The organism is Rhodoligotrophos appendicifer (assembly GCF_007474605.1).
Classification (GTDB): Bacteria; Pseudomonadota; Alphaproteobacteria; order Rhizobiales; family Im1; genus Rhodoligotrophos; species Rhodoligotrophos appendicifer.
In genome coordinates, this window is the sequence record NZ_VHKL01000005.1 from 194,315 (window position 1) to 219,812 (window position 25,498).

The following is a 25,498-nucleotide window of genomic DNA, read 5'->3' on the forward strand; positions in this document are numbered from 1 at the left end:
GCGGATCATCCGTCACAAGAGGCTAAGAAAGTAACAATTTGGCTCGTGACCTTAGGCCTTCGCCTGCGGCCGCTTGGGGCTTGGCTGGAAGGCGAGACCCTTTCCCACCGCCAGGCTGCCGAATTTGTCCCGCACGCGATCCATGGCCCTTTCGGCATCCGCCAGCCGCACCGCCGCCGGATCGAGGGGACGTTGTGGATCGCAGGCCTCCGCTGCGCACAGGTCGCTGATCCCGACACCCAGCAGCCGGAACGCCGTCCCTTGTGCCTCACGCTGAAGCATCGGCCGGGCAAGCTGAAAGATCCGGATGGCGAGCTGGCTGGGCTCCTCGAGCCTGGCATTCCGGGTGCGGATCTTGAAATCAGCCGATTTGAGCTTCAGCACGACGGTTGCACCGCCGAGCCCAGCGGCCTTGGCGCGGCGCGAGACCTTCTCGCACATCCGCCACAGGATCTGCTCCAACAGGCTGAAGTCGCTTATGTCCTCGTTGAAGGTGGTCTCGCCACTGATGCTCTTGGTGTCCCGCTCCGTGGTGACGCTGCGATCATCCAAGCCGCGTGACAGGTGATACAGCCGCGACCCCATGGTCCCATAACGCCGCATCAGATCGCCGAGATCCATGCTCTGCAGCCGCTCGATCCGTGTGATCCCGTCTTTCGCGAGCTTTGCCTGCATGGCGCGGCCGACCCCCCAGATCAGGCCGACGGGCCGGGGCGCCAGGAAGCTCAAGGTCTCGGTGCGGCCGATGAGCGAAAAACCCCGTGGCTTGTCGAGATCGGAGGCAACCTTGGCCAGGAACTTGTTGTGTGACAGGCCGATGGAGACGGTGATCCCGATCTCCTTCTCGACCTTGCGAGCCAGCCGGGCGAGGGCGGCGGCAGGACTGTAACCATGCAATCGAGCGGTCCCGGTCAGGTCGAGAAACGCTTCATCGATCGAGATCGGCTGCACAAGCGGTGTGAGCTCCTCCATGAGTGCACGGACTTTCCGTCCGACATCGAGATATTTCTCCATGTTCGGCCGGATCACCACGGCCTCTGGGCACAGCTTCAGCGCCTTGAACATCGGCATGGCCGATCCCACCCCGGAGATGCGCGCGATGTAGCAGGCGGTGGCAACCACGCCGCGGCGCCCGCCGCCGATGATCACCGGCTTGTCGATCAGCGAGGGATCGTCCCGCTTTTCGATGGCCGCATAGAAGGCGTCGCAATCCAGATGGGCGATGGAGAGCTGATGCAGTTCGGGGTGCGAGACGGTGCGGGGACTGCCGCATTGACGGCAACGCCGTTGCGTTCCCTCCAGCATGTGAAAGCAGTCGCGGCAGAGCCCTTGTGATGGGAGTGAAGAGGGCGATGCCTCGACCATGGGACGGCGCCTGATCTCGCCAGTTGGAGAACAACAGTAGAACGAGATCCGGCCTCGTGCAATGCCCGAATGGCCTCAGCCCTGCATGGTCCACAGCTTTGCTGCGCCCCGACCGCCACTGTCTGGTCCATAGTGGGCGGCAACGATCGGCAGGTCGCAATAGTCCGAGAAGAGGTACTGTCCCACACGTGCGGCAGCCGGTGCGTAGAGATCGGGAATCTCCGAGACGCCGCCCCCCAGCACGACGATGTCGGGGTCGAGCACATCGCCGACGGCCGCAAGGCCCCGCGCGAGACGATCGACGTAGCGGTCCATGGTCTCCTTGGCGCCTGCATCGCCGTGCCCGGCCCGCTCGCTGATCTGCCGTGCATCGAGGGTCTGCCCGGTGCGTCTTTCATGATCGGCCGCGAGGGCGGGACCGGAGATCCAGGTTTCCATGCATCCGCGCCGACCGCACCAGCATTCGGGGCCTGGATACTCGTCCGGTTGCGGCCAGGGCAGAGGGATGTGACCCCACTCGCCGCCGACGCCGTGGCGCCCGTCGTGAATGTGTCCGTCGATGACGATGCCGGCGCCGCATCCCGTACCGAGAATGACCCCGAAGACACAAGCATAGCCCTTTCCCGCGCCGTCCACGGCCTCCGAGAGGGCGAAGCAGTTCGCGTCATTGGCAACCTTCACCTCGCGACCCAGGATGGCCTCGACATCTCTCTTGAAGGCTCGCCCATTGAGCCATGTCGAGTTTCCGTTTCGCGCCAAACCGGTCCGTGGCGACAGCGATCCGGGCATGCCGATGCCCACCGTGCCGACGCTTTCGAGCTCGGTTTCGAGGTCCGAGACGACAGCACCTATGGCAGCGATTGTTCCCTGGTAATCGAAGCGCGGTGTGGGACGGCGCCGGACGGCGAGCGTCTCCCCGGCATCGGATAAGGCGTAGCCTGCGATCTTGGTGCCGCCGAGATCGATTCCGATGCGCAGCGCGGAGGTCACTGATCCAGGCCTTTGACCTCGATCAGGCGGGCGATGTGGTCGGCCGTCTCCTGCCAATTGTCCGAGCGCAGTGAAATGCGGTCGATGGGCGCGCAATGGCGGCCGAAGCGCTCGTCCTGCATGAAATGCACGACATGAACCTCCGGCAGCGTGTCCCGGACGGATGTGATATTGCTGGGCGCATCGTCGATGAAGATCACGGGAGCCGCCGACGCCGCAGTGATCTGCCGCATGGCCGGCCCCTTGGGACCGTCATTGACGACGATGGGGTAGGGCATCCCGAGGCCCAGCAGGTTTCGCTGCCGTGCGTCCAGATAGGTGTTCGGCAGGTTGGTCAGCATCACCACATCGGCGACATCGCTGAGCTCCCTCAAGGCATGGGCAGCGCCTTCGATTTCCTCGAATTCAGCCGTCCGGGCCGTGAAGAAGTCGACGAAATGCTGGGCGAGCTCCTGCGTCGCGATCGGTGCGCCCGTATCAATTCTCTTCACATTGCCGTTCAGCGCGAAGCTGACCGGGTCGAGCCAGCAGCCATGCTCCTCGAGCCATGTCTCGAAGGCACGCAGAAAATGCACGACGACCTCGTCGACGTCGCACACGATCAGTGGCTTGTGATGCGCGAGGGTGAGTCGCGCGATTTGGTCTCTGGTCTCTTGGGGAATCATAATGCGGTCTCAGTCGTAAATGGGAGCGCCGGGGAGCTTCGCTCGTGCACGCACCAGCAGCTCGGGCGTCAGGCGTTCCAGTTTGCAGAACGCCAGAATAAGGGTGTCATCGGACAGAATATGGTCAAGGATCGCGCCGAGAAAAGCGGGTTGGTTTGCCGCGGGCCGGAGATCTGCGGGACTGAGGCCCGAAAGGGAGAGAAAAGGTTCGATTCTGTCGGGCTCTTCGGCAAGGAAGACCAGGCCGCGCAGAGCGAGCGCTTCGGCCTCTTCGGGACCGATGCTGCGCTTCTGCCTGTCGCTCCCGAAATTCGCCAACGAAGTGCTCCCAAGGCCGGTAAATACGCTTAAACAGTTTATAACCCGACCGGCGTATTTTCACGCAGCGACGAGAAGGCAACCGCGTTCACGGCGCTACGGGCGCGGGAACCATAAGAATGGGACCGATGCTCGTCAACGCCATCCAAGTGATGTGAGTGAAGTGTGGAGCGGGGAATGGCGAAGACGGTTCTGATCGTCGAGGATAACGAGTTGAACATGAAGCTGTTCAACGATCTTCTGGAGGCCCATGGCTATCGAACGCTTCAGACCCGCGACGGGTTGTCGGCGCTGGACATCGCCCGCGAGCATCGGCCGGATCTGATCCTCATGGACATCCAGCTGCCTGAAGTCTCGGGTCTCGAGGTCACGAAATGGCTCAAGGAGGACGAATCACTTCGCCACATTCCGGTGATTGCGGTGACAGCTTTTGCTATGAAGGGGGATGAGGAACGGATTCGTGAGGGCGGCTGCGAGGCCTATATTTCGAAGCCCATTTCCGTGAACAGCTTCCTGGCCACCATCGACAGCTTTTTGCGAGCTGCGGGATGACTGCCCGCGTGCTCGTGGTCGATGACGTCCGCGCCAATGTGAAGCTTCTTGAAGCCAAGCTGACGGCGGAATATTTCGATCCGATCATCGCCATGAATGGCCTGCAAGCCTTGGATCTGGTGGACCGGCTGCTGCCGGACATCGTCCTCCTCGACGTGATGATGCCGGGCATGGACGGGATCGAGGTCTGCCGCCGCCTGAAATCGAGTCCGCGGACCCAGCACATTCCCGTGATCATGATCACGGCCCTCGACCAGCCGGAGGATCGAGTGCGGGGGCTCGAGGCGGGCGCCGACGATTTTCTGACCAAGCCTGTGGATGACACGGCGCTGTTCTCCCGCGTGAAGAACCTCGTTCGACTGAAGATGCTGGTCGACGAATTGCGGGCCCGCGCGGCGACCGGTGAGCGCATGGGCTTCATCGACAACACTTTGGGCGCGATCCTCGAGAAGCCCGGCGAGGTCATGCTGGTCGACGATACTGGCCATCTGGCCGAACGAATTGCCGGCGGTCTGAGCGGAAGACATCATCTGTTGGTCGTCGACAACGTGAGCAAAGCCTTGTCTCACGCCACCGAAGGTCATTTCGATTTGATCATGGTCGGCCTGGACCAGCGGTCCTTCGATGGTTTGCGTCTCTGCTCCCAACTGCGCTCCCTCAACCAGACCCGCCACATTCCGATCCTTGTGATCGCCGAGCCGGAGGACAATGAGCGCCTGTTGCGGGCGTTGGACATGGGCGTGAATGATTACCTCCTACGCCCGGTCGATCCCAATGAGCTCATGGCTCGGATGAACACGCAGATCCGCCGCTGGCGCTATGCGGAGAGCCTTCGCGACAGCGTGCAGCGCTCGATCGAAATGGCGATCACGGATGAGCTGACGGGGATTTTCAATCGCCGCTACATGGAGACCCATCTGGCGACCCTGATCGAGTCGGCCATGCATAGGGCGAGGCCGACGACCGTCCTCGCCATCGACATCGATTTCTTCAAGTCGGTCAACGATACGTTTGGACATGATGCCGGCGATCAGGTTCTACGTGAATGTGCCGCCAGGCTGCGCAACGTCATCCGCAGCGTGGATCTTCCCTGCCGGGTGGGGGGCGAGGAATTCATCGTCATTCTCCCCGATACCGACCAGCTTGTGGGTGCGCGGATTGCCGAGCGCATTCGTTCGGCCATCGGCTCGGCGCCCTTCATTGTCGGCAGTGAACAGACCCCCGTCACGATCACCGTGTCCATAGGCGTCGCCGGTCTTGGATCCGTTGACGACACCGCAGAGCTTCTGCTGAAGCGGGCCGACCAATCCCTGTACCAAGCCAAGCGCGCGGGTCGTGACCGCGTCGTCTCCGACATGCCGGACGTCCGTCGCCCAGGTTAAGCTTACCCGTTGACGAGCCTTTTGAATTTTCGGCTGGCGGAAGGGCTGGACGATTGAATTCAGGCTCATCCACATCCACTCTGTGTGGCATGCGCGCAGCCTCGGCTACATTCGGGATGCTGTTGCCGCTGCATCTCTGTGAGATGGTACGGGCGCGTTGCCAGGTCCGCCGCAAAAGTCCTGGTGACGTGTCGTACCGGCCGGCTTGATACGGTTCTGGAGTGGCCTCCTCGTTCTCCGTGTCGAGCCGGCCACTTTATGGGGTGTGCCTCAGCTTCTCACGCGAACATACAATCCCGGGGCGTCCTCGATGGGCTTCAGCTTGCCATCTCCGGGCGTTCGCGCCGGCACCCTGTCTCCCGATTGGGCTTCAATCCATTTGAACCAGTCCGGCCACCAGGATCCCTCGTGCTCCGACGCGCTCTGCAGCCAGGCCTCAGGGGTGTCACCTCCGTTCACGCTGGTCCAATAGGAGTATTTATGGGCCTCGGGCGGGTTCACCACTCCGGCGATGTGCCCGGATCCTGCCACCACGAGGCGCGTATCGCCGCCCATCTTCTGACCCACCCGGAAGCCCGATGGCAAAGGGGCGATGTGGTCTTCCCGGGTGACCAGGTTATAGATCGGCTGCTTAGCTTTGGAGAGATTGATCTGGACGCCGTCAATGACCATCTCGCCCTTGGCGAGGCGATTGTTCAGATAGCACTCCCGCAGGTAATAGCTGTGCAAGGCCGCAGGCATGCGGGTGGCATCGGCATTCCAATAGAGCAGATCGAAGGGTAGGGGATTGCGGCCCAGCAGGTAGTTGTTCACCACATACGACCAGATGAGATCGTTCGACCGCAGCATGTTGAAGGTGTTGGCCATCTTGCCGCCGTCGAGATAGCCGCGTTCGGCCATGCGCCGTTCGAGGCTGGCGATCTGTTCCTCGTCGATGAACACAAGCAGGTCGCCGGCCTTCTCGAAGTCGACCTGCGTCGCGAAGAAGGTCGTCGATTTGATCCGGTCGTCGCCTTTGGCTGCCATATAACCCAGGGTCGTCGCCATCAGGGTGCCGCCGACGCAATAGCCGATCGTGTTGATCTCCCGTTGGCCGGTTGCGGCTTCCACCGCATCGAGAGCGGCCAGCACGCCGTCCTTCATATAATCCCCGAAGGTCTTCATGCCCAGCCGCTCATCCGGATTGACCCAGGAGATCACGAACACGGTGAGCCCCTGAGCCACGGCCCAGCGGATGAAGGACTTCTGTGCATTGAGGTCGAGAATGTAAAACTTGTTGATCCAGGGCGGCACGATCAGCAGAGGCCGGGAGAAGACGGTTTCGGTACTCGGCTCATACTGGATGAGCTGCATCACCTCGTTCTGGAACACGACCTTGCCCGGCGTGGTCGCGATGTTGCGGCCGATCTCGAAGGCTTCCATGTCGGTCTGCTTGATGCGCAGTTCGCCGCCGCCCGCCGCCATGTCTTCCGCGAGATGCTGCATGCCTTCGACCAGATTTTGTCCATTCGAAGCCAGCGTCGCGCGGAGGACCTCCGGATTAGTGAGGGCGAAATTGGAGGGCGACATGGCGTTGGCGAGCTGTTCCACATAGAAGCTCGCCTGCTGCCGGGTGCGATCATCCAGCTGTGTTGCGTCCTGGACCACGTCATTGGCCCAGCGGGTGGCGATCAGGTAGCTCTGCTTCAGGAAATCGAAGATCTGGTTGTCTTCCCAGTCTCTATCCGTGAAGCGTTTGTCGCCCCGGCCCGGCTGAACGGTGGCCTTAGCCGGCTCGCCGAGGAAGCGGCGCCAGGAATTCTGCCAGAGGTCGGAATATTGCTGCCAGAGCTTGAACTGTGCATCGACCAGCTTCTGTGGGTCCGACATGTAGCTTTGGGCGACGTCCTGGAACGCTTTCGCCATAGTGGCCGCATCTGATGTCGGCATGTCCTGTCCCCCCCGTTCAGCGGCGGGCCGGGCAGCCATGATCTTGGCAGCCTGATCCATCACGCGCGCCATGTTGCGCATGAATGTCGCCGGATCGGTGAGACCGGCCTCGCTTCGGGTGGTGGCGGGCTTTTCGGTCATTGAGCGCTTCCTCGTTTCTTTCTTATACGAGCATTTGGGGTTCCGGATCGATCAGTCAAAGCGCGAGAGTGCAATATTCCTGCCTTTCTTGAAATGCGCAGCCATTCGCTTCATAAGAGCGTCGCCCGGGTGGCTTACTGAATCACGAATTGAAGGATAGGCATCGACATGGAGCCATTGAGGTTGGGCATTGCCGGACTGGGCACGGTGGGGGGCGGTCTGCTCGAGCTCATCAAAGCCAGCGGTGATACGATCGCCCAACGCGCCGGGCGGCAAGTGGTGATAACCGGCGTGAGCGCCAGGGATCGGGCGAAAATACGTGCGGTAAGCCTCAAAAATGTGACGTGGTTCGATGACCCGGTGGCGCTGGCGAAGAGCCCTGACATTGACGTCCTGGTCGAGCTTATCGGCGGGGACGGCGATCCCGCCAAATCGGCGCTGGAAGCAGCCCTTGCCAATGGCAAACATGTGGTCACCGCCAACAAGGCGCTCATCGCCCGGCATGGCAACGCATTGGCTCGGATTGCCGAGAAAAGTGGCGTCGCGCTTAATTTTGAGGCGGCCGTCGCAGGGGGTATCCCCATCGTCAAGACCTTGCGCGAGGCCTTGGCGGGAAACAGCATCACACGCCTTTACGGGATCATGAACGGCACCTCCAACTTCATTCTCACCAAGATGGAGCAGGAGCGGCGCAGCTTCGCGGATGTTCTCGGCGAGGCCCAGCAGCTAGGCTATGCCGAGGCGGATCCGACCTTTGACATCGGTGGCTTCGACACGGCGCATAAGCTCGCGATTCTGACGGCCCTGGCCTTTGGAACGGAGCTGGATGTGGAGTCCATCTATATCGAAGGCATCGATCAGATCACGCTCCAGGACATCAACATCGCGGGCGAACTCGGCTTTCGCATCAAGCTGCTCGGTGTGAGCGTTCAGACGGAGGCGGGGATCGAGCAGCGTGTGCATCCCACTTTGGTGCCCAAGGACAGTCCGATCGCGGATGTCCACGGGGTCTTCAATGCGGTCGCCGTCAGCGGAGACTTCGTCGGCGAGCTCATGCTTGAGGGTCGTGGTGCCGGCGCTCACCCCACGGCCTCCAGCGTCATGTCGGACATCATCGACATCGCCCGCGGTCACATCCAGAAACCCTTCGGAGTGCCGGTCTCTGCCTTGCAGCCCTATCGCACGGCCGAAATGCCGGCCCACGAGGGCGGCTATTACGTGACCATGACCCTGCAGGATCGGCCGGGCGCCGTGGCCGCGGTTGCCCAGCGGATGGCCGAGCAGAATATCTCCATTGACAGCATCATTCAGCGCCCCGCCTTGGGCGCCAGTGTCGATGCTCGCGGCAAGCCGCCGACCGATGTTGCCACCAGGCCCGTGATCTTGATTACCCACGACACGCATGAACGGAACGTTCGTGAAGCGCTTTCACGGATCGAAAGCGATAGGCACACCGTTGATCGGCCACGTATGATACGCATCGAAAAACTCAAATAACCTCTCTCGCTTGGCGACTTGCCATCCGTTCCCATGGAGACGAAGCCTTGAACAACAACATTTCGACCTTGGCGCGCACACTCACCTTGGAGGTTGCTCGGGTAACCGAAGTGGCGGCCATGGCGGCTGCGCGGCTGCGGGGCCGGGGGGACGAGAAGGAGGCCGACCGCGTGGCGGTCGATGCCATGCGTTCCGCTCTCAATCAGATGGATATCGACGGCACGGTGGTGATCGGCGAGGGTGAGCGGGACGAGGCGCCCATGCTCTATATCGGCGAGAAGGTCGGCACCGGCAACGGACCGCGCGTCGACATCGCGCTGGACCCTCTGGAGGGGACGACGCTTTGCGCCAAGGCGATGCCGAACTCGCTGGCCGTCATCGCCATAGCGGAAGGCGGCAGCATGCTGCACGCCCCCGACAGCTATATGGACAAGATTGCCATCGGTGGCGGCTATGCACCTGGCCTCGTTGATCTCGATCTGTCGCCGCGGGAGAATGTGAAGCGCCTCGCGGAGGCCAAGGGCGTGCCGATGTCCTCGATCACCGCCTGTGTCCTCGACCGGCCTCGCCATGCCGACATCATCGCCAGCCTGAGAAATGCCGGCGTCTCCGTTCACCTGATCACCGATGGTGACGTGGCGGGCATCATTCACACCGCTGATCCCGAGGAGACCGGCATCGACATCTATATGGGCACCGGTGGAGCGCCCGAGGGGGTCTTGGCGGCGGCGGCGTTGCGCTGCATCGGCGGCCAGATGCAGGGCCGGCTGGTGATCAAGAATGACGAGCAGCGCGAGCGGATGATCCGCATGGGCATTGCCGATCCGACCCGGAAATTCGAGCTCGAGGACCTGGCATCCGGCGACGTGATGTTTGCGGCTACCGGTGTGACCGACGGCTCCATGCTGTCGGGCGTCCGCTTCAACCGCGACAACATCGTGACCCATTCGGTCGTCATGAGATCGAAGACGGGAACGGTGCGGTGGATAACCGGTCATCATTCCACCTCGAAACTGCCTCCCATCGCTTAAGATCCCCAGGACGGGCCGGGTGATTCGCGCCCGCCGAACTGCTGGTGGATATGAATTCGACATCGCCTCATTTTCTGGGAGTGAACGCCTCCGTCTCGGGCAAGAGCTGGCGGACGCGCCTTGAAAACACCCGCTTGGCGACCGCCATCGGCCAGCGTCATGATCTGCCTGAGATCCTCTCCCGGGTCCTCGCCGGGCGGGGTGTGATGGTCGATGAGGTCGAAGCCTTTCTCACGCCGACGTTGCGCTCGCTCATGCCTCAGCCGGAGGCGCTCCGCGATATGGAGGCCGGTGCCGACAGGCTCGCGCATGCGATCCGCCGCGGCGAGGCCATCGCCATCATCGGTGATTACGACGTCGACGGAATGACCTCGACGGCCTTGCTCGTCCGCTTTTTGCGCAGCCTGGCCATCGATCCCTTGGTTCATATTCCCGATCGCCTGGAGGAGGGCTACGGGCCGAGCATCACCGCTGTCGAGAACCTGCGCCGGCAGGGAGCGCAGGTTCTGGTGACGGTCGATTGCGGCACCATGGCTCACGTCGTGTTGGCCCATGCCACCGGTTTGGGGCTTGATGTCATCGTCGTCGATCATCATCAGGCCATCGCTGAACTTCCCTCCGCCCGCGCCGTCATCAACCCGAACCGTCTCGATGATCTATCGGGATTGGGCTATCTCGCCGCTGTCGGCGTGACCCTGATCCTTGTGGCGGCCGTGATCCGGGTGCTCCGCCGTGCGGATTTTTTCAGCGCGGCGAACCCGGCACCGGATCTGTTCAGCTGGCTGGACCTTGTGGCTTTGGGGACCATCTGTGACGTCGTTCCTCTGGTTGGGTTGAACCGCGCCTATGTCAATCAGGGCCTGAAGGTCATGGGCAAGCGGTGCAGCCCTGGCCTTGCCGCCTTGGCCGACACCGCGCGCTTGCGGCGGCGCCCTGATCCCCATGCCTTGGGCTATGTGCTGGGCCCGCGCTTGAATGCTGCCGGCAGGCTCGGTCTGGCGTTGGAAGGGTTAGGCTTGCTGACCACAGATGATTCCGGCGAGGCCTCGATCCGAGCCCAAACCTTGGAGGTGCTCAACAAACAGCGCCAGGATATCGAGCTGAAGGCCTTCGAGGTGGCAGCGGCCGATGCGGAACGTCAGCTGGAGAATGACCCCCACCTTCGCGCCATCGTTGTCGCCGGGAGGGATTGGCACCCCGGTGTCCTCGGCCTCATCTCCGCCCGCATCAAGGAGCGTTATGGCCGCCCCGCGATCGCCATGTCCACGCGCGCGGGCGAGCCATTTGCGACGGCCTCGGGTCGCTCGGTCCCCGGTATCGATCTTGGTGCGCTGATCCGGGAGGCCCAGGAGGCGGGCATCGTGGTCAAGGGGGGAGGGCATGCCATGGCGGCTGGTCTCACTCTCGAGTCCAGGAGGATCGAGGAGTTCGCTGCCTTCATGAGTGACGCGCTCGCCCGCAACAACGAGCCGGCGGCAGCTCCGGAATTGGTCATTGACGGGGCTTTGTCTTCCGCCGCGGCAAAACCCGATCTCATCGAGCTGCTGGAGAGAGCAGGACCGTTCGGTGCGGGCAATCCGGCGCCTGTTTTCGCCTTTCCCGCCCATTTTTTCAGCTATGCCGATCTCGCCGGCAAGGATCACGTCCGTTGCACGCTCAAGGCCAGCGATGGGTTCTCGTTGAAGGCAGTGGCGTTTCGGTCTCTCGGCAGCCCCTTGGGGGAGATGATCCTGTCGCTGCGGGATAGACCTGCCCATGTGGCGGGGCGGCTGGTGATCGATGACTGGAATGGCGCCCGCGGGGCGCAATTGCTCATTGAAGATGCAGCGATTGTCGAGTGACAACGAAGAAAGGCGGGATCTCTCCCGCCTTCGCTTACGCCATTTGGCTTGTCGCTATATTCGACCCATCAGAACCAGGATCAGGACGACGACCAAAATCACACCCAGGATGCCGCCCGGTCCATAGCCCCAGTTTCTGCTGTGGGGCCAGGAAGGAAAGGCACCAATAAGCAAGAGAATAAGAATAATAATGAGAATTGTGCCTAGCACAGTGTGTCCCTCCATCTCGGCCCCGGCGAGGGGGGCAGTTGACATGCTGCATCATGTCGCCCCAGAGAAACGGGAACCGGCGGCAAAGGTTCCGTGCTGCGAATGCTTTGCGTCTAAAAGCTCACACGCAAATTGACCCCAGCCCCTTGCCCGTAATCCTTCTGAGGAATCCAGTTGTAGCGGGGATCGGCAAGATCCGGCGGCGGCGCCTTGGCGCCCACGGATCCTAGGAAAACGGCGCCGGCCTGGTTCGTTTGCTTGTCCCTGAACGTGGACACCGTATAACCGGCGGCACTGGATCCTGGCTTTGTCGGGATGTCATAGACTTTGCGAGCGAGGAAGCTGTCATAGGCGGGGTCGATGCCCTCCGCCCGCGCCATCCCGGCTGACGCGGCGAGAAAAAGAACCGCCACCAGCATCCAGGACGGAAGCACCGTCAGCTCTCTTGGCATAAATACTCCGCCCACGAACAAAGACCGTGGCTGTCCTCTAGCCGAACAAAGCTTCGCTGTCGATGATTATGGCGGTTGCATGGCAGGACTTGCATCCCGCCACGGGACGTCTAGAGTTGCGGAACGCCGGCGAGGACATGGATGGATCCGCACCGTCCCCGCCGGGTCCGCGACATCGCCACGATCCGGTGGGATCGGGCGATGTCCCTATATACGCGCTGCCGCGTATTAGTTGCATTGCACCATAGTTTAGGGTGCGACGCAATGAAGGTCATCGAGCTTTTGGCGCAACGCCGATTATCTATGCAGTTTTCGCGCCACATCCCTGGATTCTGACCAGTCTCGGCGCTCTCACCGCCAGTTTACTCGCGGTTAATCATAATCGAGAGTCTTCCGCCTCAGCTTCGTGATGGCCATGAGCGGCGCCCAAACCGCACTTCTGCAGGGTTTGCCACGTCTCCTCTGCCGTTTCTGCGAAGTGGAACAGGGCGAGATCCGCCGTGCTGATCATGCCCTCCTCCAGAAGGCCTTCAAAATTGACCATGCGCCGCCAATAGGCCTCATCGAACAAGATGATGGGCAGGGGCGGTGCCTTGTCCGTCTGCCTCAGGGTCAGGATCTCGAACAGCTCGTCGAACGTCCCAAAACCGCCGGGAAAGACGACCAGCGCATTTGCCCGCATGGCGAGGTGCATTTTGCGCATGGCGAAATAGTGAAAGCGGAAAGTGAGGTCCGGCGTCGAATAGGCGTTTGGCTCCTGCTCGTGCGGAAGGGTGATGTTGAAGCCGATGGAGGGGGCGCCAGCCTCCGAGGCGCCCCGATTGGCGGCTTCCATGAGTCCGGGCCCGCCACCGGTGGCGATGACGTTGTCCCGCCCCCCGTCGAGGACGGCGAGGGCGCCTCCCTTGAGCGAGGCGAGACGGCCGAAGCGGCGGGCCTCCTGATACCACTGCGCCTGCCGGCCGGGTCCGTTCTCCCTGACCCTGGCGCTGCCGAAGACCACGATGGTGGAGTTGACGCCCCATTCCCGCAACGCCTGCTCCGCCTTGGCATATTCAAGGAGGAACCGGACCCCCCGCATGGAGTCCCCGAGCAGGAAGTCCTGGTCGAGAGCAGGCAGTCGGTAGGCGGCGGAGGAAAGCTGTTCGGCATTGGACGGGCGTGCGGAAAGGGAATTCGGCATGATGGTCATGAAGTCCGTTGATTGAGGGGTCAGCGCAGGCGACCCAAGGGAATGATCTCTTCAGATGTGGGCGTGAAGGCAGTCCCGGACCAGTCCCCCAGCCATGCCTCCGCCACCAGTCCTGCAGTCTCCAAAAGCCGGCCCAGCTCGCCGTGAGAGACGAAGCAGATCTGGGACGTGGATTGGAAGTGCCGACCGGCCCCTTCGTAATGGGTCTCATAGGTGACGATGCCGGTGAGCGCGTCATGAGCGACGTCGTTCCAGGCGAGCATATTTCCCAGACTGGGATGCGCTACCGCCCGTCGGGAAGCGGAGGGCGTCCAATCGCGCCACGCCTCGGCCACCGGGTTGCGCATGTCGAAGATGAAGCGGCCTTGCGGGGCAAGATGGGCTGCGATCGTTCTCAAGGCGGCGAGTTGGTCGTCCCATGTCAGGAAGACCTGGAAGGCGTGGCCCGTCAGCACCACGAGGTCGAACGTCGCGCCGAGTCTGACCGTGCGCGCATCGCCGCAGCGCCAGGTGACCTGCTCGCCTCCGGGCCGGACTCTCGCGACCGCCAGCATGGCTTCGGCGGGATCGACGCCGACGACCCGTCTCCCCTGGCCGAGTAGGGCTGCGAGCTGTCCTGTTCCGCAGCCGAGATCGAGCACCGAATTTGCTCCAGCGGCAAGGCGATGACAAAATTCGTGATCCGGTCCCCACCCATTCTCGAGGTCGTAGAACTGGACGAGGGCCGGGTCCTCGTAAAGCGGGTCCGTGGTCATCTCCATGCGTTCAGCGCAACTGCTCGAGCAGCGGTTCCGACCCCGAGCGTTCCTGCCACCGGTCGAACCAGACGAGTTCATCGAGCTTCATGCGCGGCAGCCATCCCCGTGTTTCCAGTTCCGGCTTGTCGAGGAAATGAGAGACATATCCGATGCACAGATAGGCGATCGGCTGGACGCGGTCCGGGATCCCCAGGATCTCCCGCAGATCGTCATAGCGCAGGATGCTGACCCACCCCACGCCGACATTCTCGGCTCTGGCGGCGAGCCACAGGTTTTGCACCGCGCAGACGGCGCTGTAGAGATCCATTTCCGCCTGATGGGTGCGGCCCAGAACGGCGCGGCCGCTGCGCTCACGGTCGCAGGTCACGCAGAGCCCTATGGGCGCCTCGGTGATGCCCTCGAGTTTCAGGCTTTTATACAGGGACTGGCGATCCCCCTCGAACTGTCCCGCCGCTTCCTCATGCGCCACCTGAAACGCGTCGCGGATGCGCTGCTTCGTCCCCTGGTCCTTCAGGATGATGAAGTCCCAAGGCTGCATGAAGCCCACGGACGGCGCCCGGTGGGCGGCCTTGAGAATGCGGCCGAGCACCTCGTCGGGGACCTCGTCGCCGAGAAACTGCCCACGCACGTCGCGCCGGTCGAAGATACATCGATAGACGGCATCGCGTTCCTCGGCCGTGAATTCAGCGTCACCTTGGCGGGACCCCCCTGTCATTTCGCTACCTTCGATGCTTCATCACCCAAGAGGCGATCATAGCGAAAGACCGAGGTGTCCAAGCGCACAAAAGCATGATCTCGAGGTTTCGGAGATTTCGCACGACGCTTGAACATCGTCTTGCCTGCGGCCATCATGCCGCTCCTGCCATCAGAAGGCCTCCCAATGCATTCCAACGCCTCCCCCCATAGCGATGGCCGCCTCCCGGCGCGCGGTCGGATCGAACAGCAGATCGCGCGCATGGACGCCAACGCGGCCGACAGCGCGCTTGCCCTTCTAAGACGCCGCGACGCGGAGGCGCTGGCGGAGGCTTCTGCCTGGGACGCATTGGCCGCCGCGACACCGAACCTGCCGGATCTGTTCGGTCTCGGCCTGACGGTGAAGGCCTGCTTCGACGTGACGGGGTGGACCACGACGGCCGGATCGAAGGTTCTGGCTGACACCGCGCCCGCCTCGGCGGATGCACCCCTTGTCGGTGCCTTGCGGCGTGCGGGTGCCATCGTCACCAGCCAGGCCAACATGACCGAATTTGCCTTCGGAGCCTTGGGTCTCAACCCTCATTACGGGACGCCCAGGACGCCGCTCGATCCTCAACGGGAGCGGATCGCCGGGGGGTCGACCTCGGGAGGAGCGGTGGCGGTTGCCTTGGGCTTTGCGGATCTGGCCCTCGGCAGCGATACCAGCGGCTCGATCCGCATCCCCGCCGCCTTTTGCGGCCTCGCCGGTTTCAAGCCGAGCCGGGGCCGTTATCCCGAGGGCGGCTTGATCCCCTTGTCTCCGAGCTTCGACGTGCCCGGCTTCATGGCGCGCGATATCGAGACCTGCGCCCTGGCAGATCGTGTCGTGACCGGAGACGTCAATTCAAGCCGCCATCGGCCGGACCTCCGGGGCTGCCGCTTCATCGTGCCCTCCGCCTTCGCTTATGACGGCACGGAGGCGGTCGTCGCCTCCGCCTTCCGCCGGGCCTTGCGTGTTCTTGAGCAGCAGGGTGCTATCATAGTGGAGAAGGAATGGCCGGAGCTCGCGACCTACGGTCAAATCGCAGCCGAGGGCGGCATGATCGTATCCGAAGCCTTCGTCTGGCATGAGGCGATCATCGAAGCCGGCGCCGACCGTTACGATCCGCGGGTGGGACCGAGGATCATGCTCGGCAAGGAGGTCAAAGCCGCGAGCTATATCCGCGCCAAGGAAAAGCTTGCAGAGCTGGCTCACGCCTATCATTGCGACATGGCGGATTGTGACGCGGTGCTCACCCCGGCCATCCCCTTTCTGCCACCGAAGATCGCCGACCTGACTGAGGATGCGACCTATTTCGCCCTTAATCGCGCCTGTTTTCGTTTCACTGAACTTGCCAATCGCATCGATGCCCCGAGCGTCAGCCTGCCGATCGATCCGACCGAGCCGATCGGCCTGTTGCTGACTGGCAGGCGAGGGGGTGATCTCGATCTTCTGGATCTTTCCAGGCTGATTCAGACCGCCTTCAGGTCGCCGTCGCCATGAGCCTGCGAGGCGGGAGCCGGATGGCCTCGCCGAGACTGTTCAACGCCTGTCACCTCTGTAAGCATAAGAGCCCCTAATCGATCGGAAGTCCCATGCACGCTCATTTCGTTCTCGCCCATCCGGAGCCGCAATCCTTCAACGGACATCTCGTGCGATCGGGCACGGCGGCGCTCGAACAGGCCGGCTGGAGCGTCTCCGTCTCCGACCTCTACGCCATGGGGTTCGATCCCTGCGAGCGCGGGGAGCATTTCATCGATCGGGCAGCGCCCGACCGCTTCGATGCTCAGACCGAGCAGCGGCATGCCACGGATACCGGGACCTTGCCGGCGTTCGTGCGCGACGAACTGGCGCTGATGGATCGCGCCGATCTCGTGGTTTTGCAGTATCCCCTCTGGTGGCACATGCCGCCGGCCATTTTGAAAGGCTGGTTCGACCGGGTCTTCGCCTATGGCGAAGCCTATACGAGTGCCATGCGGTTCGAGCAGGGCCGCTTTGTCGGCAAGCGTGCGATGCTCTCGGTGACGGTGGCGACGAGTGCGAACACCTATGCCCATGACGGCCGCAGCGGCGACATCAATCTCATGCTCTGGCCGGTGAACTTCTCGCTTGCCTATGCGGGTTTCGAGGTGGCGACGCCCTTCATCGGCTACGGCGTGGAATCGGGGCTGCGCTATTCCGATGCCGGCGAGATCGAGCGCCGTCTGGCGGCGATCGTCGAGGACTTCCGCCGCATCCTGCCCCGTGCCCTGGAGCGCCCCACCATACCCTTCAACCGCAAGGATCAATGGGGCCAAGACGGGCGTATCATTCCTGGGGCGCCGGTCTATTCGCCGTTCATTCGCCGCAAGGAGCACCTGGAGCTCGAATAGCGCTGATGCAGATCGAGAGAGCTGGAGCTCAATGGAGGGGGAAGGTCGTGGCGGGCCCTACGGGAGTCGAACCCGTCTTTTCAGAATGAAAATCTGACGTCCTAACCGATAGACGAAGGGCCCGGTCGACGGTGGCCTTATTAGAGACCTTTGCTGCACAGTGCAAGCCTCTAACACGCAGCCGATCACACGGGGACCCCGCCCTCGTCAGACGAGGGAAGTCAGCTGAGAAAGGGCGGAATCAGGCTCTGCTTCCGCCCCGGAAAGGTCACAGGCCGAAGCTGCTCCGGGCGATGTCGACAGCCATGGGCGCAGCGGCATGCGCCGACCCGATCGCCACCAGAGCTGCGGTGACGAGAAGAGCCGTCGTCACGGAAACGGTACGGGTTACAGTCATAGAAGCTACTCCTAGAACCCCAATAAATTCCCCGCTCGAATACCAACCCTATTCGCAAAGAACGGCAAGAATCGGGCATGCCCCGTCGGGAGGGCTACCAATGGCCCGTATTCGGCATGGAGGCCCAGGGTTCCTGCTTGGGCAGAGCTGAACCCTTCTGCAGCAATTCGATGGAAATATTGTCGGGCGATCTCACAAAGGCCATCCGCCCGTCCCGCGGCGGCCGGTTGATGGTGACGCCGTGCTTCTGCAGCGTTTCGCAGGTGGCATAGATATCGTCGACCTCATACGCGAGATGACCGAAATTCCGCCCCTCGCCATAAGGTTCAGGATCCCAGTTATAGGTGAGTTCCACCTCGCCCCCCGAATCGCCTGGCGCGCTGAGGAAAATGAGGGTGTAGCGTCCCTGCGGAACTTCGCTGCGGCGTTTCTCGATCAGGCCGAGCTTGTTGCAGAAGAAGTCCAGCGACTGGTCCACATCGCTGATCCGCACCATGGTGTGCAGAAATTTCATGAGTCCTACCTCGCATCCGGCATTATCTGTGTGATGCGTAAGGTGTTCTTCCCGATACGGGTTTGCAAGCATGTCTCGTTCCGATGATCTCCTGGATTTGGTTCTCGCCTCCCAGCGGCTGGTGGCCTTCACCGGCGCCGGCATTTCGACGGAGAGCGGAATCCCGGATTTTCGCTCTCCCGGAGGCTTTTGGTCTCGCAACAAGCCGATCGAGTTTGGCGACTTTGTCCGCTCCGGAGAGATGCGCCGCGAAGCCTGGCGGCGAAAGTTCGAGCTCGATGACTTGGCCCGTGATGCGCAACCGAATGCGGGGCATCTCGTCCTGGCCCATCTCTCCGCCATCGGCCGATTGACCGCGATCATCACCCAGAATATCGACGATTTGCATCACCGCTCGGGTGTTCCCGCCGAGGCGATCGTGGAACTCCACGGAAATGGGAGCTATGCCCGATGCCTGGACTGCGGCGGGCGCCAGGAGCTCCACTGGATCCGGAGAGTGTTCGAGACGGAGGGAACCGCCCCTGACTGTCCTGCATGTGGCGGCCTCCTGAAATCGGCTACGATTTCCTTTGGGCAACAAATGCCTCCGGAACCCATGCGAGAGGCCGAGGCGGCGGCCCGCAACTGTGATCTGTTTCTGGCGATCGGCTCTTCCCTGGTGGTGCAGCCAGCCAACCAGTTTCTTTTGGTGGCCAAGCGCAGCGGCGCTCGGCTGGTCATCGTCAACCGCGATCCGACACCTTTCGATGATGTGGCCGACCTTGTGATCCATGACGAGATCGGGGCGACGCTTGCTCCGCTCCGCTCTCTTGATCCGGCGCAGAAATGAATCAAATTTTTGTGGCCTGTCCGATTGGATTGTGCCCAGCTGTCGTTCGATCGACATTATCGGGACGCAGATTTCGCTGGACAGACTCCGATGTGAGGCTCCCGAAGCAGCGACGGTGCAGGCATTTCCCTCTCTATGGCCATCGATCATCCTCGAGCCCGAGGCATCCCGTTGCATAAAAAACGTCCCTTCCGCTTTTTTCGGACCGGGGCTCACGCGCTCTGTACAAAGTCGCTCTAGTTGTTCCAAACTGGTAATGCAAAGCCAGGGTAGTAATGGTCCGTTTGTGCATCCTCTGATTGCAATGCCATCTTTTCTTTTTGGCGCTCGACAGCGGCCGGAGAAGGATTGAAATTGGTTTTGCGGGGGCAGGGGACATCAAGCGGCATTGGCCGCGGTGGAGTCGAGCTTTGGATCAGCGGAGGCTGAGGGCTAAGGGGGGCCTTGCCACGTGGAAAGAGTGCAGCAAACGATCGAGCTTAGCGATGAACCCGTAGAGGTCGTGCGGGTTGCCGGATTCGTTAAGTGGTTTGATATGGTGAGGGGCTATGGCTTTATCATTCCTGATAATGGCATGCCTGATGTTCTGCTTCATCTCAGCTGTTTGAAGCGGGATGGGTATGGGGCTGTCTTGGAGGGAACCCGCGTCATTTGCGAGGCGGTCCGCCGCCAGAAAGGCTTCCAGGCCTCCCGGGTGCTTGCGGTGGACACGACGACCGCCATCCAGCCGGCACCGCGAATGCCGCGGACTCATGTGACGGTTACGCCGACGAGCGAATGGATCCCGGCCACCGTCAAATGGTTTAATCGGATTCGGGGCTTTGGATTCTTAACCTTGGGGGATGGATCCCCTGATATCTTCATCCATATGGAGACTCTGCGGAAGCATGAGATCCTCGAACTGCAGCCGGATCAGAATGTTCTGGTTCGCTTTGGAACGGGTCCGAAAGGTTTGATGGCCGCCGAGGTAAAGTTGCCGGATGGGCCAGGGGACGAATGAGACGGATGGGATATCGAGGATGACTCGCTCACGATGGTTCCGCCGCGCATCGGTGCCGGTCGTCCTGGTGTTGATGGCCGCTTTCCTGTGGGTGCAGCAGGCTCACGCACAGGAGGCTGCCAACGCGGACGGCACGGAGCCGGTCACCCTGGCGACGGATTCCGGCTATGTGGTGATCGCCGCTGAAGTGGCGCGCACGAGCGCCCAGAAGCAGCAGGGGCTGATGAACCGGGACAGTTTGCCGGAGGGCCGCGGAATGCTGTTCATCTGGGACAGTCCCGCCCCGGTGACCATGTGGATGCGCAACACACGGATACCCTTGGACATGATCTTCATCACGGAGCACGGACTGGTGCATCGAATCGTCGAGAACACGGTGCCGTTCTCGGAGGAGTTCATCTCCTCCCATGGCGACGTGCTGGCGGTTCTGGAAGTGCGGGCCGGTGTCTCCCATCGGGTCGGCTTGCGCCCTGGGCACAAGGTGCATCACTCGACCTTCGAGAAGAAATAACACGCCTATTCAGCAGCCATGTCGCCGCCCTCGGCGGCATGCTTGCGATGATATTCGGCCTCTACCTGGGACATCAACTCATCGGCGATGAGCTGCAGAAGCTTCCGGTCCCGCGCGGAGAAGCGTCGGGGCTTGGTGTCGATCACGCATAGCGAGCCCAACGGATATCCTGAGGCCGAGCGCAGGGGAGCCCCGGCATAGAACCGGATGCCCTTCTCCAGGAGGAAGGGATTTTGGGCGCATCGTGCATCTTTCGCCACGTCCGGAATGACCACGACCTCATTGGCGGCGACCACATGCCCGCAGATTGAGAGGGCTCGGACCGCTTTGCGCGAGGCTTCGAGATCCTCAGGCAATCCCACGGCGCCAGGCCACAACTGATCCTCCTCGTCGATGACCGATACGAGAGCGATGGGCGTGTCGAAGGCATCGGCCACACGCCGTGCCAGGGCATCGAAATGGGCCCCCCGCGCCCGGGTCAGGCCAAGCTGCCGCAGGGCGTCGAGCCGCTCCTGCTCATTCTCTGGAATAGGCGGCGCCTCCAATGTCTCGACCTCGACCTGTGGCGCGGCGGCTGCAATCTGTTGGGCGGCTTCGTTGAGGGTTGTCGCGAGGGCGTCTGCGCCCAGTTTGCGAGCGGCTTCCTCGCCCACAGCGGCTTCGGAATCGGCGTTCCAGAAGCAGACCACGATCTTGAGCTGCGGCGCCCGCCGCTTCAGCCGGCGGCAGACGTAGCGCGCGAATACCTGAGGCCGCGAGGTCAGATAGGACAGGCACACCACGTCGACCCCGGTGAGCTCGAGCTGATTGATGGCATCCTGGCTGACCGCCATCGGCGCAAGGACCTTGGACGCGATCCCGCGATCCGCCAGAACTTGGGAGACGATTTCTGACGCCGCTCGATCGAGCTCGGTGCGGCCGCCGATGCAGAGAATATTCGCGGGCCGTGCCGGCGTGCTCTGCGCGTCCGCAGCCTCCGGCTCGTCCTCGGGTTCGACCTCCTCGCCGGCCTCCTGTTCCGCGATCTCCTGCATGATCATGACCACTCCATCGGCGATGCGCCGGCGGTGGACGAGATCACCGGCATTGCGTTGCCGATCGTCTTCGGCGATGCGCAGGGCGGGCAGGGCGACCTGGTCATAGAAGCTCAGGGCGGAGTTCTCCTCCACATAACGCTCCGCGATCTCGAGCGCCTCCTCGCTATTGCCGGCGAGAAGCCGTTGATACATGCGCTCTTCCGGGGCAAGCACGGGATCGCTGCCGAGCAGCACGCTGAGAAAATCGAGATGCGGAACATAGCGTCCGATCACGATGAGGCAGACGGTCAACGGCGTCGCCAGGACGAGGCCGATCGGCCCCCACAGCGTCGTCCAGAAGATCGCCGCCATGATGATGGCCAGCGAAGACAGCCCCGTGCTCGCTCCGTAGAGCCACGGCTCCATCACATTGTTGCTGATCAGTTCGATGACGACGAACAGCGCTGCGGCCCAGATCAGCATGGACCAGCCGGGATCGACCGCAAACGCCATGGCCATGGGCAGGAGCGCGGCGAGGAAGGGTCCCAGATAGGGGATGAACCGCAGGATCGCCGCCAGCAATCCCCACAGGATCGCATTCGGGATTCCGATGAGATAGAGCCCGACGCCGATGGGGATGCCATAGGTGAGGTTGATGATGACCTGCATGAGCAGATAGCGACTGACCCGGTTCGCGGCTTCGTTGAGCGCTTCGGTGCTCTTCTGCAGGTCACCCCGGCCGACCAGCTTGATGAAGCGGTCTCGCAGGTCGTCCCGCTCCAGCAGGACGAAGATGACGAAGACGATGACGATCCCCGCCATGGCCAGTGGCTTGATCAGCGGCAGACCGATGGCTTGCAGCAGCTCCAGCGGCTTGGGATCACCGCTCTCGATGATCACCGGAATGGCTTGCGGACCCTCGTCTCGGCTCGCTGTGCTTCCTGGCGTCTCTGCTGGCTTGGACAGATCCTCCGTGACCGCATGGAAGGTATCTTTCAAGCGGTCGAGGATCCCGTGTCCGTCGCCCGAGAGCTTGAGATCCTGCAGCTTCTGCCGCATCGTGGTCTGGTATGTGGGCAGGTTTTCCGCCAGCTGGACCAACTGGCTCCCGACGGTCAGGGAGATGCCTCCGATGACCATGAAGGCCATGCTGACGGCCATCATCACCGCGATAACCCGAGGCACGCGCAGGCGCCGGAGCCAGTTGACGATGGGGGTCAGGGCGAAGGCCAGCAGGATGGCCAGCGTGAAGGGGATGAAGATGTCGCTTCCGAAATAGAGGGCGACGATGACGACGAGGATACCGGCCGCCGTCAGCACCGATGAACCTGGAGCCGATGGACGCTCGATCGGCGCAGCAGTAGGATCCGACATTCATCATTCCTGAGGACACCCGCCTGCCAAATGGCACAGCTGCGGGATTAAGTTCATAAACGTTCATACGACGAATAAGATCCGCGCGCTGCCTTTGTGAGGGAACTGTCGCGCGTCACCGGTTTGCGCTTGCACACAGCCCTCTTATCTGGCACCAACCGATGGGTTTTACAGGTCACGGGGCATAGCGCAGTCTGGTAGCGCACCTGGTTTGGGACCAGCGCCGCTGAAGAAGACAAGCCCCTGAAGTTAAACACTCTTTTTCCTCCTGATGGGTGAATTCCGGGACTCTTTCCGGGACTTCGCGACTGCCTCCATGGCGGTCCGCACATCGTCGAGTTGAGCGTGCGCATATTTGGCCGTCGTGGACACATCGCTATGGCGCAACAGAGACTGCACGGTCTTGATGTTCCCCCCTCCATGACGAAGCATCCGGGTCGCTGCCGTGTGCCGGTTGTCGTGCCACCGAAAGGTGGCTAGAGACGGTTGCTCTTTCACGGCCTTGTCGCGAGCCCGTCGCCATGCGGTCTTAAGGCCGTTCTTGGTGATCGGCAGACGCTCATCTCGCTTTCGGCCATCACGGAAGCGCTGCACCGAATAGGTGAAGACCCGTGTCGGATGATGGCCACGTAACAGGGACAGGATCGCCCTGGCATCCGAGTCCATGGGAATCACCGCTTCCTTGCCGCCCTTGCCGGTGATCGAAAGCGTTCCGCCTGACCAGTCGACCTGAGCCCATGTCAGCGTCACAGCCTCCATCATGCGCAAGCCGGTGATGAGAGAGAAGCGCCAGATTGGCCTGTAGTCCTCGCGCAATGCCGCCTCGATGATATCCTCTTCATCGTCAGACAGCTCCCGGACGCGCTCCTTCGGCTCCCTCAATGTGTGGTCCTGCCAGTCCGGCTCGAACGGTATTGAGACCTTCCAGGTGCGAATGGCCTTCCGAAAGATTTGGCGAAGCGGCTCCACAATGGTCCGGTTGACCGTGGCATTGCTCAGGGGCCGCGCCTTGTCGCCTTCGCCGCGCATCTCTCCGCGGCGCCTGGCGACCAGGTTGGCCACGTCGTCATCGGTGATGTCTCTGAGCAGCTTCTTCGGCCCGATTCCCGCGACGACCCGTGTGATGTCCCGGAAGGTATCGTTACTGTTTTTGTGGAACTGCCCGAACTGAAGCCAATACTTATCGGCCGCGACGTCGAGCGTCATTGGGGCGTCCTTGACGCGGGTCGATTCCCGCGCTTCTGCCTTCGCGAGCTCGCGACGCTCTTTGAGCTTTCCTTCAGCTTTCTTTCGGTCTCCAGTGCCGCACGGGCCATGAAACCGATGACCTTTGAATTGGAAGTCGTAATAGAACTTGCCCGTTCTTTTGTCTTTGTAGACGCCCATATATCGACTCCCCTGCGCGCCTCTATGAAGTCCTGGAGATCCTGCTCGGTGAACCGCCTCCTCGGCCGGCGCTGTCCGTGGCCGATGATGACAGATTTAATGTCACCCCGGTGCACGTGCTCGCGCAACAGGTCTTCCGAGATGGCCAGGCGCCCGGCCGCTTCCTTCGGCGTCATCAGCATCGGCGCGGTCATCAAGCCCTCTCCTTTGGCGGCATCACGCACATGGCAGGCAGTCGGCCGTCGATTGTCTTGGCGTGGCTCGACCATGTGCGGATGAGACGGGCCTGTTCGGCGAAGTCGCCGATCACCGCCAGGAGCAGGCCGATGGTGATGCAGAGCGCGACGATGAAGCATTCGGCTGGTGACCAGTGGCGCATCAGAACGGCGCCTCATCGTCAAGATCTTCATGGATAGAGCTTTGCCGCGCCGCGGTGCTGCGGCCGGCGGCGCGATCGGGATCCAGGCCGCGCTGCTCGGCATCGTACCGGCCGCCATCGTCGCGCTTGCCGCCGAGCATGGTCAGGGTGGCGTTGAAGCCCTGCAGGACCACCTCCGTCGTCCAGCGGTCGTTGCCGCTCTGGTCCTGCCATTTGCGGGTCGTCAGCTGGCCCTCGACATAGACCAGGCCGCCTTTCTTCAGATACTGCTCTGCGACTTTCACCAGGCCCTCGGTGAAGACGACGATGTTGTGCCACTCGGTGCGATCCTTGCGCTCGCCGGTAGTCTTGTCGCGCCAGCTCTCGGACGTGGCGAGGCTGAAGGAGGCGACGCCTCGGCCTTCGCGGGTGTGGCGGATCTCCGGATCCTTGCCGAGATGGCCGATGAGCTGAACCTTGTTGAGCGAGCCTGCCATCAGATTGTCTCCTTTGGAACTTCCCCTACGTCGATCATCACTGGTGGATGAACCGTGCCGAGCACGCGCAGGTGAATGGGTGCTCCTGAGACGAGCCGTTGCAGCGCCTGCACGGCCTCGACCACGTCAGTGAGCTTTTCCGTCAGCTCCTCGACCAAACGCCCGGCGTCGATCTCGCCGAGCACGTCACAAAAAGACCGGCTCATATG

Annotated in this window: 29 protein-coding genes and 1 tRNA gene; 10 read left to right on the forward strand and 20 right to left on the reverse strand. The window is 62.1% G+C overall.

The features are described from left to right. Window positions 1–51: 51 nt before the first annotated feature. The 4 genes from FKM97_RS12715 to FKM97_RS12730 all read right to left on the reverse strand — a co-directional run bounded on the left by FKM97_RS12715 (window position 52) and on the right by FKM97_RS12730 (window position 3,338). Window positions 52–1,365 (reverse strand): DNA polymerase IV, encoded by a 1,314-nt coding sequence (locus FKM97_RS12715; protein ID WP_144292788.1) that lies wholly within the window; start codon window positions 1,363–1,365, stop codon window positions 52–54. 75 nt (window positions 1,366–1,440) lie between these two features. Next, on the reverse strand, window positions 1,441–2,355 hold the full coding sequence (locus FKM97_RS12720; RefSeq protein ID WP_246105062.1) for an ROK family protein: 915 nt from the start codon (window positions 2,353–2,355) through the stop codon (window positions 1,441–1,443). Continuing rightward, a complete protein-coding gene (locus FKM97_RS12725) occupies window positions 2,352–3,020 on the reverse strand; it encodes a hypothetical protein (RefSeq protein WP_144292789.1) in 669 nt (222 codons plus the stop codon). Before FKM97_RS12725 ends, FKM97_RS12720 begins: the two co-directional genes overlap by 4 nt. 9 nt (window positions 3,021–3,029) lie before the next feature. After that, window positions 3,030–3,338 (reverse strand): DUF3572 domain-containing protein, encoded by a 309-nt coding sequence (locus tag FKM97_RS12730; RefSeq protein WP_246105063.1) that lies wholly within the window; start codon window positions 3,336–3,338, stop codon window positions 3,030–3,032. Between the two features lie 177 nt (window positions 3,339–3,515). Between FKM97_RS12730 and FKM97_RS12735 the strand changes: the two genes are divergently transcribed. Further along, a complete protein-coding gene (locus FKM97_RS12735) occupies window positions 3,516–3,890 on the forward strand; it encodes a response regulator (RefSeq protein WP_144292790.1) in 375 nt (124 codons plus the stop codon). Continuing rightward, entirely contained in the window at window positions 3,887–5,272 is a 1,386-nt protein-coding gene (locus FKM97_RS12740; protein ID WP_144292791.1) for a PleD family two-component system response regulator, read from the forward strand. Before FKM97_RS12735 ends, FKM97_RS12740 begins: the two co-directional genes overlap by 4 nt. 270 nt (window positions 5,273–5,542) lie before the next feature. Here the strand turns inward: FKM97_RS12740 and FKM97_RS12745 are convergent, their stop codons facing one another. Beyond that, window positions 5,543–7,342, reverse strand: a complete 1,800-nt coding sequence (locus FKM97_RS12745; protein ID WP_144292792.1) for a PHA/PHB synthase family protein — start codon at window positions 7,340–7,342, stop codon at window positions 5,543–5,545. Window positions 7,343–7,510: 168 nt separating this feature from the next. Between FKM97_RS12745 and FKM97_RS12750 the strand changes: the two genes are divergently transcribed. Genes FKM97_RS12750 through recJ form a run of 3 tightly spaced genes read left to right on the forward strand, consistent with a single transcriptional unit; the run spans window position 7,511 to window position 11,711 of the window. Then, the gene (locus FKM97_RS12750; RefSeq protein ID WP_144292793.1) at window positions 7,511–8,839 is read left to right on the forward strand and encodes a homoserine dehydrogenase; all 1,329 of its coding nucleotides are present in this window, start codon (window positions 7,511–7,513) and stop codon (window positions 8,837–8,839) included. Between the two features lie 47 nt (window positions 8,840–8,886). After that, window positions 8,887–9,870 (forward strand): class II fructose-bisphosphatase, encoded by a 984-nt coding sequence (gene glpX / locus FKM97_RS12755; RefSeq protein ID WP_144292794.1) that lies wholly within the window; start codon window positions 8,887–8,889, stop codon window positions 9,868–9,870. Window positions 9,871–9,920: 50 nt separating this feature from the next. Further along, the gene (gene recJ, locus FKM97_RS12760) at window positions 9,921–11,711 is read left to right on the forward strand and encodes a single-stranded-DNA-specific exonuclease RecJ (protein WP_144292795.1); all 1,791 of its coding nucleotides are present in this window, start codon (window positions 9,921–9,923) and stop codon (window positions 11,709–11,711) included. Between the two features lie 54 nt (window positions 11,712–11,765). Here the strand turns inward: recJ and FKM97_RS12765 are convergent, their stop codons facing one another. From FKM97_RS12765 to FKM97_RS26300, 6 genes are all read right to left on the reverse strand, one after another. Next, window positions 11,766–11,921: a DUF3309 family protein gene (locus FKM97_RS12765; RefSeq protein ID WP_144293049.1), complete on the reverse strand. Its 156-nt coding sequence runs from the start codon at window positions 11,919–11,921 to the stop codon at window positions 11,766–11,768. Window positions 11,922–12,034: 113 nt separating this feature from the next. Continuing rightward, window positions 12,035–12,373 (reverse strand): hypothetical protein, encoded by a 339-nt coding sequence (locus FKM97_RS12770; RefSeq protein ID WP_144292796.1) that lies wholly within the window; start codon window positions 12,371–12,373, stop codon window positions 12,035–12,037. A 376-nt stretch (window positions 12,374–12,749) separates the two neighbouring features. Next, entirely contained in the window at window positions 12,750–13,589 is an 840-nt protein-coding gene (locus tag FKM97_RS12775; RefSeq protein WP_428977910.1) for an LOG family protein, read from the reverse strand. Beyond that, window positions 13,586–14,320 carry a class I SAM-dependent methyltransferase gene (locus tag FKM97_RS12780; RefSeq protein WP_144292797.1) on the reverse strand — a complete coding sequence of 245 codons (735 nt, stop codon included), beginning with the start codon at window positions 14,318–14,320 and terminating at the stop codon, window positions 13,586–13,588. The genes FKM97_RS12775 and FKM97_RS12780 overlap by 4 nt, the downstream gene beginning before the upstream one ends. 10 nt (window positions 14,321–14,330) lie before the next feature. Then, window positions 14,331–15,038, reverse strand: coding sequence for a 5,6-dimethylbenzimidazole synthase (gene bluB / locus FKM97_RS12785; protein WP_144292798.1), 708 nt, complete (start codon window positions 15,036–15,038; stop codon window positions 14,331–14,333). After that, entirely contained in the window at window positions 15,035–15,175 is a 141-nt protein-coding gene (locus FKM97_RS26300; RefSeq protein WP_170240894.1) for a hypothetical protein, read from the reverse strand. The genes bluB and FKM97_RS26300 overlap by 4 nt, the downstream gene beginning before the upstream one ends. A gap of 28 nt (window positions 15,176–15,203) precedes the next feature. Between FKM97_RS26300 and FKM97_RS12790 the strand changes: the two genes are divergently transcribed. Together FKM97_RS12790 and FKM97_RS12795 are read left to right on the forward strand one after the other, a co-directional pair. Beyond that, window positions 15,204–16,538: an amidase family protein gene (locus FKM97_RS12790; protein WP_170240895.1), complete on the forward strand. Its 1,335-nt coding sequence runs from the start codon at window positions 15,204–15,206 to the stop codon at window positions 16,536–16,538. Window positions 16,539–16,630: 92 nt separating this feature from the next. Beyond that, on the forward strand, window positions 16,631–17,407 hold the full coding sequence (locus tag FKM97_RS12795; protein WP_144292800.1) for an NAD(P)H-dependent oxidoreductase: 777 nt from the start codon (window positions 16,631–16,633) through the stop codon (window positions 17,405–17,407). A 48-nt stretch (window positions 17,408–17,455) separates the two neighbouring features. On the opposite strand, the gene FKM97_RS12800 is transcribed toward FKM97_RS12795, so the two are convergent. The 3 genes from FKM97_RS12800 to FKM97_RS12805 all read right to left on the reverse strand — a co-directional run bounded on the left by FKM97_RS12800 (window position 17,456) and on the right by FKM97_RS12805 (window position 18,318). Further along, a tRNA-Glu gene (locus FKM97_RS12800) sits at window positions 17,456–17,530 on the reverse strand. Between the two features lie 145 nt (window positions 17,531–17,675). After that, entirely contained in the window at window positions 17,676–17,804 is a 129-nt protein-coding gene (locus tag FKM97_RS26935) for a hypothetical protein (RefSeq protein ID WP_281290101.1), read from the reverse strand. Between the two features lie 94 nt (window positions 17,805–17,898). Then, window positions 17,899–18,318: a VOC family protein gene (locus FKM97_RS12805; protein WP_144292801.1), complete on the reverse strand. Its 420-nt coding sequence runs from the start codon at window positions 18,316–18,318 to the stop codon at window positions 17,899–17,901. Window positions 18,319–18,388: 70 nt separating this feature from the next. Between FKM97_RS12805 and FKM97_RS12810 the strand changes: the two genes are divergently transcribed. The 3 genes from FKM97_RS12810 (at window position 18,389) to FKM97_RS12820 (ending at window position 20,658) form a co-directional block, all read left to right on the forward strand. Continuing rightward, window positions 18,389–19,147, forward strand: coding sequence for an SIR2 family NAD-dependent protein deacylase (locus FKM97_RS12810; protein ID WP_144292802.1), 759 nt, complete (start codon window positions 18,389–18,391; stop codon window positions 19,145–19,147). 502 nt (window positions 19,148–19,649) lie between these two features. Further along, window positions 19,650–20,147 carry a cold-shock protein gene (locus FKM97_RS12815; RefSeq protein ID WP_342783555.1) on the forward strand — a complete coding sequence of 166 codons (498 nt, stop codon included), beginning with the start codon at window positions 19,650–19,652 and terminating at the stop codon, window positions 20,145–20,147. Between the two features lie 19 nt (window positions 20,148–20,166). After that, window positions 20,167–20,658: a DUF192 domain-containing protein gene (locus FKM97_RS12820; protein WP_246105065.1), complete on the forward strand. Its 492-nt coding sequence runs from the start codon at window positions 20,167–20,169 to the stop codon at window positions 20,656–20,658. A 5-nt stretch (window positions 20,659–20,663) separates the two neighbouring features. Here FKM97_RS12820 and FKM97_RS12825 read toward each other — a convergent pair whose 3' ends face one another. The 6 genes from FKM97_RS12825 to FKM97_RS12845 all read right to left on the reverse strand — a co-directional run bounded on the left by FKM97_RS12825 (window position 20,664) and on the right by FKM97_RS12845 (window position 25,495). Continuing rightward, the gene (locus tag FKM97_RS12825) at window positions 20,664–23,048 is read right to left on the reverse strand and encodes an AI-2E family transporter (protein ID WP_144292804.1); all 2,385 of its coding nucleotides are present in this window, start codon (window positions 23,046–23,048) and stop codon (window positions 20,664–20,666) included. A gap of 249 nt (window positions 23,049–23,297) precedes the next feature. Continuing rightward, on the reverse strand, window positions 23,298–24,254 hold the full coding sequence (locus FKM97_RS12830; protein WP_170240896.1) for a tyrosine-type recombinase/integrase: 957 nt from the start codon (window positions 24,252–24,254) through the stop codon (window positions 23,298–23,300). Further along, complete coding sequence (locus FKM97_RS26305) at window positions 24,251–24,628, reverse strand: helix-turn-helix domain-containing protein (RefSeq protein WP_170240897.1); 378 nt, start codon at window positions 24,626–24,628, stop codon at window positions 24,251–24,253. Before FKM97_RS26305 ends, FKM97_RS12830 begins: the two co-directional genes overlap by 4 nt. Continuing rightward, a complete protein-coding gene (locus FKM97_RS26310) occupies window positions 24,628–24,813 on the reverse strand; it encodes a hypothetical protein (protein ID WP_170240898.1) in 186 nt (61 codons plus the stop codon). The genes FKM97_RS26305 and FKM97_RS26310 overlap by 1 nt, the downstream gene beginning before the upstream one ends. After that, on the reverse strand, window positions 24,813–25,289 hold the full coding sequence (gene ssb / locus FKM97_RS12840) for a single-stranded DNA-binding protein (RefSeq protein WP_144292807.1): 477 nt from the start codon (window positions 25,287–25,289) through the stop codon (window positions 24,813–24,815). Before ssb ends, FKM97_RS26310 begins: the two co-directional genes overlap by 1 nt. Further along, window positions 25,289–25,495, reverse strand: a complete 207-nt coding sequence (locus FKM97_RS12845) for a hypothetical protein (protein ID WP_144292808.1) — start codon at window positions 25,493–25,495, stop codon at window positions 25,289–25,291. Before FKM97_RS12845 ends, ssb begins: the two co-directional genes overlap by 1 nt. Window positions 25,496–25,498: the final 3 nt, after the last annotated feature.

Coding starts and splice junctions, on each gene's coding strand:
- FKM97_RS12740 (WP_144292791.1), top strand. CDS start 3,887: ATGACTGCCCGCGTGCTCGTGGTCGATGACGTCCGCGCCAATGTGAAG.
- recJ (WP_144292795.1), top strand. CDS start 9,921: ATGAATTCGACATCGCCTCATTTTCTGGGAGTGAACGCCTCCGTCTCG.
- FKM97_RS12845 (WP_144292808.1), bottom strand. CDS start 25,495: ATGAGCCGGTCTTTTTGTGACGTGCTCGGCGAGATCGACGCCGGGCGT.
- FKM97_RS12725 (WP_144292789.1), bottom strand. CDS start 3,020: ATGATTCCCCAAGAGACCAGAGACCAAATCGCGCGACTCACCCTCGCG.
- FKM97_RS26305 (WP_170240897.1), bottom strand. CDS start 24,628: ATGACCGCGCCGATGCTGATGACGCCGAAGGAAGCGGCCGGGCGCCTG.
- FKM97_RS12820 (WP_246105065.1), top strand. CDS start 20,167: ATGACTCGCTCACGATGGTTCCGCCGCGCATCGGTGCCGGTCGTCCTG.
- FKM97_RS12830 (WP_170240896.1), bottom strand. CDS start 24,254: ATGACGCTCGACGTCGCGGCCGATAAGTATTGGCTTCAGTTCGGGCAG.
- FKM97_RS26310 (WP_170240898.1), bottom strand. CDS start 24,813: ATGCGCCACTGGTCACCAGCCGAATGCTTCATCGTCGCGCTCTGCATC.
- FKM97_RS12750 (WP_144292793.1), top strand. CDS start 7,511: ATGGAGCCATTGAGGTTGGGCATTGCCGGACTGGGCACGGTGGGGGGC.
- FKM97_RS12780 (WP_144292797.1), bottom strand. CDS start 14,320: ATGACCACGGACCCGCTTTACGAGGACCCGGCCCTCGTCCAGTTCTAC.
- FKM97_RS12810 (WP_144292802.1), top strand. CDS start 18,389: ATGTCTCGTTCCGATGATCTCCTGGATTTGGTTCTCGCCTCCCAGCGG.
- FKM97_RS26300 (WP_170240894.1), bottom strand. CDS start 15,175: ATGATGGCCGCAGGCAAGACGATGTTCAAGCGTCGTGCGAAATCTCCG.
- FKM97_RS26935 (WP_281290101.1), bottom strand. CDS start 17,804: ATGACTGTAACCCGTACCGTTTCCGTGACGACGGCTCTTCTCGTCACC.
- FKM97_RS12790 (WP_170240895.1), top strand. CDS start 15,204: ATGCATTCCAACGCCTCCCCCCATAGCGATGGCCGCCTCCCGGCGCGC.
- FKM97_RS12795 (WP_144292800.1), top strand. CDS start 16,631: ATGCACGCTCATTTCGTTCTCGCCCATCCGGAGCCGCAATCCTTCAAC.
- FKM97_RS12735 (WP_144292790.1), top strand. CDS start 3,516: ATGGCGAAGACGGTTCTGATCGTCGAGGATAACGAGTTGAACATGAAG.
- FKM97_RS12745 (WP_144292792.1), bottom strand. CDS start 7,342: ATGACCGAAAAGCCCGCCACCACCCGAAGCGAGGCCGGTCTCACCGAT.
- FKM97_RS12825 (WP_144292804.1), bottom strand. CDS start 23,048: ATGTCGGATCCTACTGCTGCGCCGATCGAGCGTCCATCGGCTCCAGGT.
- FKM97_RS12715 (WP_144292788.1), bottom strand. CDS start 1,365: ATGGTCGAGGCATCGCCCTCTTCACTCCCATCACAAGGGCTCTGCCGC.
- FKM97_RS12805 (WP_144292801.1), bottom strand. CDS start 18,318: ATGAAATTTCTGCACACCATGGTGCGGATCAGCGATGTGGACCAGTCG.
- bluB (WP_144292798.1), bottom strand. CDS start 15,038: ATGACAGGGGGGTCCCGCCAAGGTGACGCTGAATTCACGGCCGAGGAA.
- FKM97_RS12770 (WP_144292796.1), bottom strand. CDS start 12,373: ATGCCAAGAGAGCTGACGGTGCTTCCGTCCTGGATGCTGGTGGCGGTT.
- ssb (WP_144292807.1), bottom strand. CDS start 25,289: ATGGCAGGCTCGCTCAACAAGGTTCAGCTCATCGGCCATCTCGGCAAG.